At 61.9% G+C, this 13383-nt stretch carries 10 protein-coding genes; 7 read left to right on the forward strand and 3 right to left on the reverse strand.

All coding sequences use genetic code 11. The features are described from left to right. Window positions 1-47: 47 nt before the first annotated feature. The 7 genes from AC1RNP_RS14365 to AC1RNP_RS14395 all read left to right on the forward strand — a co-directional run bounded on the left by AC1RNP_RS14365 (window position 48) and on the right by AC1RNP_RS14395 (window position 8311). The gene (locus AC1RNP_RS14365; RefSeq protein ID WP_493052017.1) at window positions 48-776 is read left to right on the forward strand and encodes a cyclic nucleotide-binding domain-containing protein; all 729 of its coding nucleotides are present in this window, start codon (window positions 48-50) and stop codon (window positions 774-776) included. 130 nt (window positions 777-906) lie between these two features. Then, complete coding sequence (locus tag AC1RNP_RS14370) at window positions 907-3234, forward strand: nitric-oxide reductase large subunit (RefSeq protein WP_493051954.1); 2328 nt, start codon at window positions 907-909, stop codon at window positions 3232-3234. A 153-nt stretch (window positions 3235-3387) separates the two neighbouring features. After that, window positions 3388-4611, forward strand: a complete 1224-nt coding sequence (locus tag AC1RNP_RS14375; protein ID WP_493051955.1) for an NnrS family protein — start codon at window positions 3388-3390, stop codon at window positions 4609-4611. Further along, complete coding sequence (locus AC1RNP_RS14380; RefSeq protein ID WP_493051956.1) at window positions 4608-5009, forward strand: SirB2 family protein; 402 nt, start codon at window positions 4608-4610, stop codon at window positions 5007-5009. The genes AC1RNP_RS14375 and AC1RNP_RS14380 overlap by 4 nt, the downstream gene beginning before the upstream one ends. A 396-nt stretch (window positions 5010-5405) precedes the next feature. Then, on the forward strand, window positions 5406-6950 hold the full coding sequence (gene nirK, locus AC1RNP_RS14385) for a copper-containing nitrite reductase (RefSeq protein ID WP_493051957.1): 1545 nt from the start codon (window positions 5406-5408) through the stop codon (window positions 6948-6950). A 3-nt stretch (window positions 6951-6953) separates the two neighbouring features. Then, window positions 6954-7730 (forward strand): formylglycine-generating enzyme family protein, encoded by a 777-nt coding sequence (locus AC1RNP_RS14390; RefSeq protein ID WP_493051958.1) that lies wholly within the window; start codon window positions 6954-6956, stop codon window positions 7728-7730. Then, window positions 7727-8311, forward strand: a complete 585-nt coding sequence (locus AC1RNP_RS14395) for an SCO family protein (RefSeq protein ID WP_493051959.1) — start codon at window positions 7727-7729, stop codon at window positions 8309-8311. Before AC1RNP_RS14390 ends, AC1RNP_RS14395 begins: the two co-directional genes overlap by 4 nt. 200 nt (window positions 8312-8511) lie before the next feature. Here the strand turns inward: AC1RNP_RS14395 and AC1RNP_RS14400 are convergent, their stop codons facing one another. From AC1RNP_RS14400 to AC1RNP_RS14410, 3 genes are all read right to left on the reverse strand, one after another. Continuing rightward, window positions 8512-9255, reverse strand: coding sequence for a FadR/GntR family transcriptional regulator (locus tag AC1RNP_RS14400; RefSeq protein ID WP_493051960.1), 744 nt, complete (start codon window positions 9253-9255; stop codon window positions 8512-8514). A gap of 63 nt (window positions 9256-9318) precedes the next feature. Next, a complete protein-coding gene (locus AC1RNP_RS14405) occupies window positions 9319-10248 on the reverse strand; it encodes a polysaccharide lyase family 7 protein (RefSeq protein ID WP_493051961.1) in 930 nt (309 codons plus the stop codon). 89 nt (window positions 10249-10337) lie between these two features. Then, on the reverse strand, window positions 10338-13274 hold the full coding sequence (locus AC1RNP_RS14410; protein ID WP_493051962.1) for a TonB-dependent receptor: 2937 nt from the start codon (window positions 13272-13274) through the stop codon (window positions 10338-10340). Window positions 13275-13383 lie beyond the last annotated feature (109 nt).

Here is a 13383-nt window from a genome sequence, read left to right on the forward strand (position 1 = left end):
CATCTGAAACGGTGAGGCAGGATGTGAGCCGCATTGCATTCCCGCGCATGGATGGCAGTACGCTCGCCGACGACGGTGACGCCCTGAGTTTCTGTTCCACTTGTGCCTTCTCGCAGGCCTGCTTGTCAGAAGGCATGGACAAGCGCGCCCTGTTGGATCTGCACATGCTTGTCGAGCATGTCGGGCCATTGCATGCGGGTGCACATGTTTTCCGCGAAGGTGATCCGTTCGATGCCATTGCCGCGGTACGGGCAGGAACGGTCAAGACCTACGTCGTCGATCCGGACGGGCGTGAGCATGTGCTCGGCTTCCATTTGCCCGGAGAGGTGATCGGGCTGAATGCGATTGACGAAGAACACTATCCCTGCAATGCGGTGGCACTGGACACGGTGATGCTGTGCCGGTTTTCCTTCCCGAAGATCTCGGTGTTGGCAACCAGGCTGCCGGGTTTGCAGAGGCATCTGTTCCGTCTGCTGAGCCGGGATATCGGACGCGCGGCATTGCTTGCGGGCGACTGGACGGCGGATCAGCGCATGGCGGCGTTCCTCACCGGCATTTCTCGCCGCCTCGCGGCGCGCGGCTTCTCGCCGTCCCGTTTTCAGCTGACCATGGCGCGTACCGATATCGCCAACTATCTGCGGCTGGCCCCTGAAACAGTGAGCCGCGTTCTCAAGCGGTTTCAGGAAGACGGGTTAGTGCATGTAGACCGTCGCGATGTGGAACTGGTTGGCATGGCACGGTTAGAAGCGTTGGCTTCGCCGGTCCTGCGAGCCTAGGCTCCGGTGGATCCTCGCGATCCCCGCTACGACGGGACGATATTGCCCGGACGCTCTCCGCGCTTGATCTAGATCATGGTGGAGGCTGGCTCCCGAAGAGACCATGCGCCGGTCGATTAGGGAGAAAACCATGACTGATACGCGCAAGCTGTGGCTGGGTTTGGCCGCCCTGTTGCTCGCTTCGTTCGCCGTGTTGCTGTGGGCGGGCGGGGAAATCTTCCGCGCCGCGCCGCCGATGCCGGAGCGGGTCGTGGCCGAGGATGGCACCGTGATCTACACGCGCGACGATATCCAGACCGGGCGCCAGGTCTGGCAATCGATGGGCGGCATGCAGTTGGGATCGATCTGGGGCCACGGCGGCTATGTCGCGCCGGATTGGAGCGCGGATTGGCTGCATCGCGAAGCCATGGGGATACTCGACCTCTGGGCGCGGCAGGACGGCGGCAGCGCGACCTATGCACAGTTGCCGGTTGAGGAACAGGCCGCGTTGCGCAGTCGTCTGCAGGAAGTGATGCGGCGCAACACCTATGATCCGGCCAAGGTCACGATCACGCTTGCCCGCGATCGCGTGGCCGCTTTGTCGAACGTTGCCGCGCACTACGAAAGCCTGTTCGGCAACGATCCGTCCACGCGCGATCTGCGCGAAGCCTACGCGATGAAAGAAAACACGGTGCCCGACGCCGCGCATCGTCGCGCGCTCACCGCTTTCTTCTGGTGGACGGCCTGGGCGGCGGGCACCGAACGTCCGCAAGCAGCAGCTGACGCGCTCATGCCGGATCAGGCGGGCATGCCTGACAAGCGCGTCACCTACACCAACAACTGGCCCAGCGAGCCGTTGATCGGCAACACGCCGCCGCCGCCGTTGTGGGTGTGGTCGGCCTTCAGTGTCCTGTTCCTGCTGGCCGGGATCGGCCTGCTTGGCTGGCACCACGCCCGCACGAATGATCGCGAAAAGGCACCGCCGCTACCCGCAACGGATCCGCTGGCAGCATTGCGCATCACGCCGTCGATGCGCGCTACGGCCAAGTATTTCTGGGTGGTACTGGCCTTGTTCCTGGTCCAGATATTGCTCGGCGCGATGACTGCGCATTATCAGGTCGAAGGTCAGCAGGCCTACGGCTATGCGCTGTCGGACGTGTTGCCATACTCGATCACGCGGACCTGGCATACACAGCTGGCGGTGCTGTGGATCGCAGTGGCGTGGCTGGGGACCGGCCTGTACATCGCACCGGCAATGTCGGGACATGAGCCGAAGTTCCAGCGTTTCGGTGTGAACTTCCTGTTCGTCTGCCTATTGGTGATCGTGGTCGGCTCGTTTGCCGGCCAATGGCTGGCCGTGATGCAGAAACTGGGACTGGCCGACAACTTCTGGTGGGGGCATCAGGGCTGGGAGTACGCCGACATGGGCCGGTTCTGGCAATGGTTCCTGTTCGTGGGGCTGCTGCTGTGGCTGACCCTGGTCGGCCGCGCGTTGTGGCCGGTGCTGCGGGGGCCGCAGAGCGACACCAAGGCAATCGTGGGGCTGCTGTTCCTGTCGACCGTCTGCATCGGCTTGTTCTTCGGTGCGGCGCTGATGTGGGGTGAGCACACCCACATTTCCGAAGTCGAGTACTGGCGCTGGTGGTTGGTGCACCTGTGGGTGGAAGGCTTCTTCGAAGTGTTCGCCACCGCGGTGATGGCGCTGATTTTCACCCGGCTGGGCCTCGTGCAGGCCAAATCCGCGACGACCGCGGTGCTGTTCGCGACCATCGTGTTCATGGGCGGTGGCGTGCTGGGCACGCTGCACCATTTGTATTTCGTCGGCACGCCGACGGCGGTGGTGGCGTTGGGGGCCAGTTTCAGCGCGCTGGAAGTGGTGCCGCTCGCCTACATCGGCTTCGAGGCCTACCACACCTACAAGCTGGGCCGTGCGACGCCGTGGATGGCGCAGTATCGCTGGCCGATCCTGTTCTTCGTCGCGGTGTCATTCTGGAATCTGGTCGGTGCGGGTCTGTTTGGTTTCCTGATCAACCCGCCGCTATCGTTGTACTTCATGCAAGGCCTGAACTTGACGCCGCTACATGGCCATACCGCATTGTTCGGCGTGTATGGCATGCTCGGCATCGCCCTGATGCTGTTCTGCATGCGTGGTCTGCGCGGGCAGATGCAATGGGACACGCGAGCGCTGAAAACGGCTTTCTGGTGCCTCAACATCGGGCTGACGCTCATGGCGCTGTTGACCTTGCTGCCGCTGGGCACGATGCAATTGCTCGCGGCGATCGAGCATGGCTACGCCTATGCGCGTTCCGCCGAGTTCATGCAGAGGCCGATTGTCGATCTGCTGGTGTGGATGCGAGTGCCCGGGGACACCATCTTCAGCATCGGTGCGTTGGCGCTGATGTGGTTCGTCTTCCGGTTGTGGGTGGTGCCGAAGCGTGTCCTGGCTCTGCAGGGACGCCCCGAGGGCGCTGGCCGCTGAATCGCATGACGAGATTCGCACGCATGCAATTCTGGCTTTGCATCGATGCTCAGGTTTCGGTCCGCAGGGCGACAGGGTGCGCAGTCGCCATGCCAGGTCCTGCCGTGCTGCGACGACACAGCCGCTTGTCGTCGCAATATTGCGGGGACTGCGATGGATGAGCCCATCGCGAGCACCGTATCGCCACGCCTGCTCATGCGGGCTCCGCACCGCTTGATGTTTTTCATTGGTGCGACCAATTTGCTGCTGGCAATGAGTTGGTGGGGCATGTGGCTGGCCGATGCGCGCTGGCAAGCGTTCGGGTTGCTCCAGTCGCAAGTATGGGCAGGCTGGCTGCATGCATTCGTCATGCAGTACCAGATGTTGCCGAGTTTCATCTTCGGCTTCCTGCTGACCGTTTTTCCGCGCTGGATGGGGTTGCCTGAGTTATCGCGCCGACGTTACCTGCCAGTCGGCGTCGGATTGTTTGGCGGCCAGCTGGCGACCATCGTGGGTGTTTTCGGTTACTTGCCCGGTATTGCCATCGGCTTCTGGTTGACGCTAGCGGGTTGGCTGGTGGGTGTCTTCACTCTCGGTTCCATGCTGTTACGGGAGCAGGGCGCCACTTGGCATGCGCGGGCCTGCTTCATTGGCTTGCTGCTGGGAGTCGCCGGCATGCTGGCCTGGGGGGCGTTCCTGCACGACGGGAACGCACGCTGGGCGTTCGCCAGCATCAAGCTAGGGACGTTTGGCTTGTTGCTGCCGGTGTACTTTACGGTTGCGCATCGGATGTTCCCGTTCTTTGCCGGCAATGTCGTCGCCGGATATGTGGTGTGGCGGCCTTTATGGTTGCTTGGTACGGTGCTGGCATTATCTTTATCGCATCTGGCGCTGGAGTTGATGCATGCCTATGCGTGGCTGTGGCTGGCTGATCTTCCCCTGTTGGCGTTGTTGTTGTTAACGCTGTGGAAGTGGTGGCCGCGCGTCAAGGCGCCGGCATTGCTGAGCGTTTTGTTCATCGGCCTGGCATGGTTACCGATCGCGATCGCGCTGTATCTGTTCCAGAGCATCGCTTATGAGCTGACTGGCATATTCCTGCTAGGTCGCGCACCGGCGCACGCGCTATTCGTGGGCTTCTTCGGCAGCGTGCTGGTGGCGATGGTGACGCGAGTAACGCAAGGGCACTCCGGCCGCAAACTGGTGATGCCGAAAGCGGCCTGGTTCGCGTTCGCGCTGGTGCAACTGGTTGCGTTGATGCGCATCTTTGCCGAAGTGTTGCCCGACAGCATGGTTTGGCAAGTCATCGCCGCGACGGGATGGCTGGTGGCATTCTCGCCATGGGTCGCCCAGATCGGCAGGATCTACCTCTCCCCGCGTGCGGACGGGAAGCCCGGATGATCGAGTTCTATCCGCAGATCAGGCAATTCCACATCTTTGTTGCGCTGCTCAGCGGATCGATCTTCGCGCTGCGAGGCGCCTTTTCGCTGGCGGGGGCACGCTGGCCGATGGCCTCGCCGGTGAAATGGCTGAGCTACGCCGTCGATACCGCATTGCTGACAGCAGCGCTCATGCTGTTGACCATCCTGCCGTGGGCGGTATTCGGCAATGGCTGGTTATTGGCGAAAGTCACGTTGATAGTGGTGTATATCGTGCTCGGTGTGTTCGCCATGCGTCGCGGCAGAACACGGCGGGCGCGGGGGGCGTGTTATGTGCTCGCCTTGCTTGCTTTCGGAGCGATCTACGGGATCGCTCGTGCGCATCATCCTTTGGGCGTATTCCTGCGGATGCTTGCTTGAGATGACGCGTGATTCAGTCGGTTCTTGACCGATTGAACAGGCCAACATTCGAGCAAGGGTCCTGCGCGGCCTCCTTTTGCGTTCTGCCGGCTTCCGAGCCAGGCGATCCGGCATGATCCAGATCAAGAAGAGATCTCTCAGGCGATTCCATCCCGGGCAGAGTTGACCCAGATCAGGGCGCCGCATAACCCGGAATCTCAGAGTGCGCGTATCGCAACATTGCAACTCCAGGGGATTCGTCGATATGAAAACTGTCAGTTTCAATCTCGCATGGCTTGTGGCTTCGATCCTCGCGATCGTGCTGGTTGTGATGGGGATTGTCTGGGCGGGCGCACCAGGTTCGGATGTCGGGCCGGAAACGATGTCACGACCGGCCACGATGTCAGTGCCCTTCTGATGGCCGGGGAGCCGCTCATGAAGACTAGGAACCAACGCCGCGTTGCATCAATCACTCTCGCTGTGCTCATAGCAGCGCTACTAGCAGGCTGTCAGCGCGATCATGGCGCCGACGACCGGCAGGCGTCCGCACAGTCCGACAGCGGAGGCTCGCAGAAAGGCGATTTCGGTCCGCCGCAGGGCCAGCCCATCGAGGCAGTGCTCACCTCGCCGCCACATGTGCCTCCGCCGACTCGACGGAAGGCGCCGGCGAAAGTGGTCGTGAAGCTGGACGTCGTGGAAAAGGATTTGCCGATTTCCGAAGGCGTCACCTACACCTTCTGGACGTTTGGCGGCACGGTGCCGGGAAGTTTCATCCGGGTGCGCCAAGGCGATACGTTGGAATTCCACTTGCGCAACCTTCCGGAATCGAAGATGCCGCACAACATCGACCTGCACGGCGTGACCGGACCCGGTGGCGGAGCGGCCTCCAGTTTTACGGCGCCGGGCCATTCCTCACGTTTCACTTTCAAAGCACTCAATGCGGGTCTGTACGTCTACCACTGCGCCACCGCGCCAGTGGGCATGCACGTGGCCAACGGCATGTACGGATTGATCTTGGTCGAACCGCCGGAAGGCATGCCGCCGGTCGACCGGGAGTACTACGTGATGCAGGGTGACTTCTACACGACCGGCAAGTACCGCGAGAAGGGCCACCAGCCTTTCGACATGGAAAAGGCGATCGACGAACATCCGACCTACGTACTGTTCAACGGCAGCGAAGGGGCGCTCACCGGCGATAAGGCGCTGACTGCCAATGTTGGCGACACGGTGCGCCTATACGTGGGCAATGGCGGTCCGAACCTGGTGTCCAGCTTTCATGTGATCGGCGAGATCTTCGACAAGGTCTGGTTCGAAGGCGGCACGCGTTATCAGGAGAACGTGCAGACCACCCTGATCCCGTCGGGCGGCGCGGCGATCATGGATTTCCACATAGAGGTGCCCGGGAGCTACGTGCTGGTCGATCACTCAATCTTCCGTGCCTTCAACAAGGGTGCACTGGCGATCCTCAAGGCGAGTGGCAGCGAGAACAAGGCGATCTATTCGGGCAAGGAAGTCGACTACGTCTACCTCGGCGACCGCGCGCAGCCGAACATGAAGGCGGTAGAGACCGCTGCGATCGCGGCGAAGAGCGGCGAGCCTTCGCTGGAAGAGCAGGTTGCCGCGGGCAAGGCGCTGTTCGCCGGCACGTGTTCGACCTGCCATCAGCCCGAAGGGCAGGGCTTGCCCGGCGTGTTCCCGCCGCTGGCCAAGTCAGACTACATCGCCGCCGATCCCAAGCGCGTGCCGAACGTTGTTTTGCATGGCTTGAGTGGTGCAGTGAAGGTCAATGGCACGGATTACGACTCCGTCATGCCCCCGATGAGCCAGCTCACCGACGACGAGGTGGCGAATATCGCCACTTATGTGCTCAACAGCTGGGGCAATCAGGGGGGGCGTGTCAGCAAGGCCGAAGCCGCGAAGATTCGCCAAGCTCAATCCGTCGCCGCACCTGCAAGCCATTGAACGATGCGCCGCCTGTTCGCCGTGTTGATGCTCGCACTGCCCGTCGCTGCTTTCGGCGCGGGGACGATCGGGCGTTACGCAGGATTGCCGGGAGGACTCTTCGAATCCGTGCTGCGCTTCGAGGACCAGCGGGGTGGAACGCGTATCGCGCCTTTCGCATTGATGCGCCGACCGGTCACCAACGCGGAGTTCTTGGCCTTCGTCAAATCGCACCCACAATGGCGCCGGGATCGCGTGCCGGACGTATTGGCGGAATCGAGATATCTGGCGCATTGGCGATCGGCCACCGAACTCGGTCCCAACGCGCTGCCCGGACAGCCTGTGACGTCGGTCAGCTGGTTCGCGGCGAGTGCATATTGCAAGACATTGGACGCGCGCCTGCCGACGTGGGCGGAATGGGAATATGCCGCCGCCGCCGACGAGACGCGGCGCGACGCACGCAAGGATCCAGCCTGGCGCGAGCGTATCCTGGCGTGGTATTCCAGATCGTCCCGACAGGCGCTACCGCGGGCCGGACTGCAAACTCCCAATGCTTACGGCGTACAGGACCTGCACGGTCTGGTCTGGGAGTGGACCGATGATTTTTCGTCCCTGCTGGTGTCCGCCGACAACCGCAATCAGGGCGATGTCGACAAGACGAAGTTCTGCGGTGCGGGCGCCTTGTCCATGGCCGACCGGGAGAACTATGCGGTCCTGATGCGGGTCGCGATGTTGTCCTCGCTGGAGGCGAGGGATACCACCGTGAACCTTGGTTTCCGTTGCGCGAGGAGTGCCCGATGAAACATCTCTGTACCGCGGCGTTGGCCCTGTTGATGCTGATGGCCGCGAGTATTGCGACCGGTCAGGCACTGCCCCCATTACCGAAGGATTCGGTGTACCAACTGCCCCTGCGCCTCACAGACCAGGATGGCAGATCCTGGGACTGGGGTGAAAAGCGGGGCAAGCCCAAAGTCATGGCAATGTTCTACACATCTTGCCAATACATCTGTCCTTTGATCGTCGATAGCGGCAAAGCACTGGAGTACGCCCTGACTCCGGCTGAGCGAAGCAGGCTGGGCATTCTTCTGATCAGCATGGATCCTGCGCACGACACTCCGGCCGCGTTGCTGACGATAGCGAAACAGCGGAATTTGGATTTGACGCATTGGGCGTTGGTCAGCCCGGGGATCGAGGATGTTCGAAGCGTGGCGGGTGTTCTTGGTATGCGTTATCGGAAGTTGGCCGATGGTGGGTTCAATCACACTAGCGCGCTGGTATTGGTGGATGCCGGTGGCCGCGTCGTCGCGAGGACGGAAAAGGTGGGCAGCGTCTTGGACCCGGAGTTCGTTGCAGCAGTGCGGCGCGAGATTTCGCGGAACTGAGCGCGCGTCCGCGGGAATGGGAGGAGCCCACCTGCAGTGACGAGAAGGATGCACAAACGCGTCGACAACTTCTTCACGAAGAAGAGCAGCTTCTCGACCGGGCCATCGAGGCCCGCATGCCTTGGACGAAGAGCCTCGTCGGGAGAATGTAGCGAGGCGTGGTCCGCTTCGGGCCGACGGTGTCACGTCAGAAGAGGCGTTCAGGCCCGGATGACCGTCTTGAAGCGTTCCCGATACTGTTGTGTGCGGCGGCGAACTTCAGCCAGCGCATCGCTCTCCGTCGCTTCCAGCATTGCCTCGAACAACCGTTGGAAATGATCATGCATCGTACGCCGGGCCGCCGCCGAATCGCGTGCGCGCAGTGCATCCAGGATCGCGCCATGTTCGCGCATTCGATCGTTGGCGTCATGGTGGCAGACGCGTTCGTATACTGCGCTTACCAATGGCAATTCGTCGCGCATTCTCCAGATTGAGCGGATGGCGTACTCGATCGCCGGGTTGCCTGTGATGCTGGCAATGCGCAGATGGAATGCACGATCGGCTTCCCCCGCGGCCTGATCGCTCGCATCCGGTTGTGACATGGCCTGAACCAGCTCTTCCAGTTCCAGGAGCTCGTCATCGGTAATGTGGCTAGCCGCCATCGCGGCAGCCTCCGCTTCTATCACCGAGCGTGCTGCGGTCACGTCGAAGGCGGTCACGTCCGGCAACGCGCCGGGGGCGTCCTGCGGGCGTTGCTTCACATACACGCCCGAGCCGATCTTGATCGAAATCCAGCCCTGTGCTTCCAGCGCGATCTCGGCTTCGCGAATCGTAACCCGGCTGACGTTGAAGCGTTCGGCCAAATCGCGCTCGGCCGGAAGCCGTGAGCCGGGCGGAAATTCGCCCGACTCGATTTGCCGCAGAATCTGCGCAGCGATGGATTGGTAAAGGCGGCTGCTTGACATTGCGAAATGGGCGGGAGAGACGTGCCGAATGATAACAGTGATTTTGAAAAGACGCCGCGGTGGTCAATTGCCCTTTGGGTTCACCGTCAGATTATAAAGAATGGCCTCGGACGTATTCGTTTCGGTGCCTGGATCCTCCCAGGTAAAGCCGTTGCTGAGGGGGTAACTTTTACTGCTGCAGGTCGCGTTGGTGCTGCCGTCGATGAATTTCTTGGTGCAGCCCTGGTGATAGTTGCCGGCCTTGAAATAGCATTGTCCGATCACACCGCTGAACGCCTTGGTGGCCGAGGCGGTCTTGTTCTGGGTTTCGTTGGTGTAGCTCACCTGCATGTTGCCGGCGCCGGGATAACCGTTGCTGGTCGAGCCATTGGCGCGAATGATGACCTTGATGATGTCGCCGACGACGTAGGCGCTGTCCAGCACGGTCTCGGAGGTGCTGTCGTTCCATTTGATCAGAATCCTGCCTTTGTCGCCCAGGGTGCCCGCGGCCGGCAGCACGCCCCCGTTCTGCGCCTTGTCGTAGCGATAGAGGACGATCAGGTTGTCGTTTTCCGCGTCATGGATCTGGGCGACCGACATCTCCGGTTTGTTCTTGGGCGTGCTCTTGATCCGGAGCCTCGCCACCATTTCCTTCTGCTTGCTGGTGCAGTTCCAGGCGGCCGGCGAGGTCTCGCTCGCCATCTCGCGCAGCTCGGTGCGGGAAAATGCCGTGCCTGAGGATGTGAGGGCACCGCCGAATTGCGCCTTCATGGAAACGCCGCCGCCGGTGACGACGCGAAAGAAGCTATCGGTGTAGGTGGTCAGGTCATCGGGGTCGAAATCCAGCGAGTTGGTGTAGTTGCCATCGGTCGGCAAAGTTGAATTCAGGCGCCAGTACGCCAGGTATTCGAGTTCGGGTTTCTCGGCGGGGTAGGTCTGTGCCGACACATTCGTGGACGTGAGGGCGCCGGCCACGCAGCAGGTCAGGGAAAAGATTCGTTTCAGTGGCGTCATGGTGATCTCTCCAGGCGGTTGATAGAGATAACGACATCTGTGAACAAACGTACTCGTTGGAAAACGGACTTGTTGGAAGCGGTTTGGTCTTAGAAGCGATAGCGGACACCGAAGTAATAACGGCGCCCGTAGCCGTGGTACTCGTGGAAATTGCCCAGGATCGGCATGTCGGAGATTCGCGGCTCGTCGGTCAGGTTGGAGGCTTCCAGCGAGAACGACAGGTGGTCGTTGACCCGCCAGGTGGCGCGGAAGTCCACCGTGCTGCCGCCGTGGATGTAGCGGTTTTGCGAGGGGGCGCCGACGAAGCGCTGGTAGTACTCGGAGCGATATTTGTAGATCGCCTGCAGATCCACCGGTCCCAGCGACCAGTACACGGAGCCGGAGGCCACGTGCTTTGACAGGCCGAAGATGTTCGCCGGTTCAACCAGGCCCGGCGTGATATCGCCGGTCTCCGGATCGATCTGGTCGCCGAGCCGAAGATCGTGGTTCTCGAAGTTCGAATCGGCATAGTTGTAGCTGACCTTGACCCCCAATCCGTCGAATGGCGCGGGAAGGTAGGAGAAGCGATGCGAACCGGTCAGTTCCACGCCGAACAGATCGCTCTTCTTGTCGGTCGTGACCGACTGTTCGACCGGCACCACCACGGTTTCGCCGCCGATCACGAAGGTTTCGTCGATCAAGGCGGGAATGTCGCCGCCGGTGAACTGCTTGTAGTAAAGCGCGGCGCTGAGCATCGAATCCGGGTTCGGGTACCACTCGAAGGAGATGTCGCCATTCCAGGACAGCAACGGCTTGGTGCCCGGATTGCCGGTGGCGGCGATGTTGTCGATCGCCTCACCGATGCTGCCGAACTCGCCGTCCTCCACTTCGATCGTCCGGCCCGCGCCGAGAGCGCTCAGGTCCGGGCGTGCCATGGCGCGGTATACGCCCAGGCGCAGGATCTTGTCGTCGGCCAGTTCGAGCGCGGCGTTGAAGCTGGGGAGGAGCACGTCGTTGGATGCTTTCACCACCTGGGTCTCGAACTCGCCGGTGGGCTTGAGCGTGATCGTGCCGTCGCCATTGCGGATCACATCCAGGCCGCTGCGCAATCCCACCGCGCGCACGTCGGTCTTGACCCAGCGCGCGCCGAAGTTGCCCGTCACCGGGAGGCCGAACCATTCCGACGCGAACTCGCCCATCAGATAGATCGCCTGCGTTTTCTCGCCGACGTCGTTGTTGGCGGGATTGCGCAGGTCGGAGCTGCGTCCGGTGTCATCCACGCCAGACAGGGTGCGGAAGAGGCAGCGGGAATCAAAGGTCGCCCATTGTTCGATCGTGTTGCCGCTGGCCTCGTCGAGAAAATCGCTCTGCGGGAACGCGGTGCGGCAGGCGAGGTTGGCATCCCGGACCAGGTCGCGATCGGGGCTGATCTCGACCCGGTCGTCATAGTCGCGATACTCCGACTTCGCGTAGCGAACACCCGCCTTGATCGCGGTGAAGAAGCCGCTTTCGGGGAAGTAGCTGCTGTCGAAGCGGAACGCACGCAGGGTGTGCTCGCGCAGCTGCTCGTCGCGACGCAGACGCGGGACGTCGCTGAAATTCTCCCAGCGCGTGATGTCGAAGGCGGGATCGATGACGAGCGCGGGCACATCGCCCTTGTAGTCGTAGCTGTAGTCCACGTAGCGTGCGCCCTGGATGCCGGCGACATCGTTTCCGTAGATGTCTTTGTCGTCGGCGCGCAGTCGCGTGACCCAGTCGTTTTCGGTGCGCAGCGTGTGCGAATACGCCAGGTCGGTCGAGAACAGCCACGCGGCGCTGGGGCGCCATTCGAAGTTGAGCCCGGCGCCTTCGTATTTCTCCTTTCGCACCTTGTAGTTGGAATTGGTCTCGATGCCGCTTTGCCCGGTGAAGGAGCGCAGGGCGCCATCCGCATCGGCGACCACGTTGTCGATATTGCGGCGCCCGTCGGGCAGCACCAGTTCGTTGCGATCCTCGGTGAAAGTGCGATCCGACCACTGATAGTCGAGGTTCACTTCCATGGTGTCGTTCGGTCGCCATTGCAGGGCGGCGAAGGCCGCGTCGCGTTTGTCGTGTTCCACCAGTTGGCGATAGGTGCGGCCGTTGGGCATCAGGTAGAAAGGTGTATTGCCGGTGTTCGCGTCGCCCGGAACGATGGCGGGGCAATTGCCGTTGGTCGGTACCTTGGTGGCATCGCATGCGGTCCAGGTGGAACTGGTGGCGGCGACTTCCTCCGGATTGGTCCCTTCCAGGCTCTGCACGCCCAGCGACAATCCCAGCTTGCCCCCGTTGGCGAATTCGAACTGATCGAGATAGCTGGCCGTTCCGCGCCAGCCGACGCCGGCGCCGTCCTTGAGCTTGCTGTCGTAATCCGAATAGGTTGCGCGTCCATCCAACTGGATGCGGCGCTCGTCGAAGGACAGCGGCTTGACCGTCTCCATGTTGATCGTGCCGGCGATGCCGCCTTCGATGAAGTCGGCCTGCTGGGTCTTGTAGATCTGCACCGTGTTGATCAGCTCGGAAGGGAACTGGTTGAAGTTCACCGAGCGGTCGCCGCTGCCGTTGGTGGCTTCGCGTCCGTTGAAGGTGGCCGAGCCCAGGAACGGGCCCAGGCCGCGGATCGAGATCTCGGACGCGCCGCCCTTCTCGCGGTGGGTGGATGCGCCGGTGATGGTCTCGATCGCCTCACCGATGGACAGCGCCGGCAGGTCGCCGATGTCCTTGGCCGACAGCGCGTCTGAAATCACGGTCGCGTTGCGTTTGGTCTGGATCGAGGACTGGATCGAAGCGCGAATGCCCTGGACCACGACCGTGTCCAGTTCCGCCGGCGATGCGTCCGTCTGGGAGGCTGGCGATGATGGAGGAGGCGAGGTCTGGCCAGAAGCCGGTTCCACCGGCGGCGGGGACGCGGTGTCCTGGGCAAGCGCGATCCCGGTCGGCGCCCCGGCGCACAGTGCGCAGAACAGGGCGTTGGCGAGGGTGGATGGACGGAATCGCCTTGGCTGACGCGACGTTTGCGGGTGACGCATGCTCTCTCCTCCCAGAGTGATGTGCCCGTGTGTCCGGGCTCGGGGCGGAGATTTCACCGTTTGCTAGCCAATGTCAAACAATTGGTAGTATTAAGTGATATGCGATATT

The sequence above is a fragment of the Luteimonas sp. GW821-FHT14E02 genome (assembly GCF_058803905.1).

Coding starts and splice junctions, on each gene's coding strand:
- AC1RNP_RS14405 (WP_493051961.1), bottom strand. CDS start 10,248: ATGACGCCACTGAAACGAATCTTTTCCCTGACCTGCTGCGTGGCCGGC.
- AC1RNP_RS14380 (WP_493051956.1), top strand. CDS start 4,608: ATGATCGAGTTCTATCCGCAGATCAGGCAATTCCACATCTTTGTTGCG.
- AC1RNP_RS14370 (WP_493051954.1), top strand. CDS start 907: ATGACTGATACGCGCAAGCTGTGGCTGGGTTTGGCCGCCCTGTTGCTC.
- AC1RNP_RS14365 (WP_493052017.1), top strand. CDS start 48: ATGGATGGCAGTACGCTCGCCGACGACGGTGACGCCCTGAGTTTCTGT.
- AC1RNP_RS14375 (WP_493051955.1), top strand. CDS start 3,388: ATGGATGAGCCCATCGCGAGCACCGTATCGCCACGCCTGCTCATGCGG.
- AC1RNP_RS14390 (WP_493051958.1), top strand. CDS start 6,954: ATGCGCCGCCTGTTCGCCGTGTTGATGCTCGCACTGCCCGTCGCTGCT.
- AC1RNP_RS14395 (WP_493051959.1), top strand. CDS start 7,727: ATGAAACATCTCTGTACCGCGGCGTTGGCCCTGTTGATGCTGATGGCC.
- AC1RNP_RS14410 (WP_493051962.1), bottom strand. CDS start 13,274: ATGCGTCACCCGCAAACGTCGCGTCAGCCAAGGCGATTCCGTCCATCC.
- AC1RNP_RS14400 (WP_493051960.1), bottom strand. CDS start 9,255: ATGTCAAGCAGCCGCCTTTACCAATCCATCGCTGCGCAGATTCTGCGG.
- nirK (WP_493051957.1), top strand. CDS start 5,406: ATGGCCGGGGAGCCGCTCATGAAGACTAGGAACCAACGCCGCGTTGCA.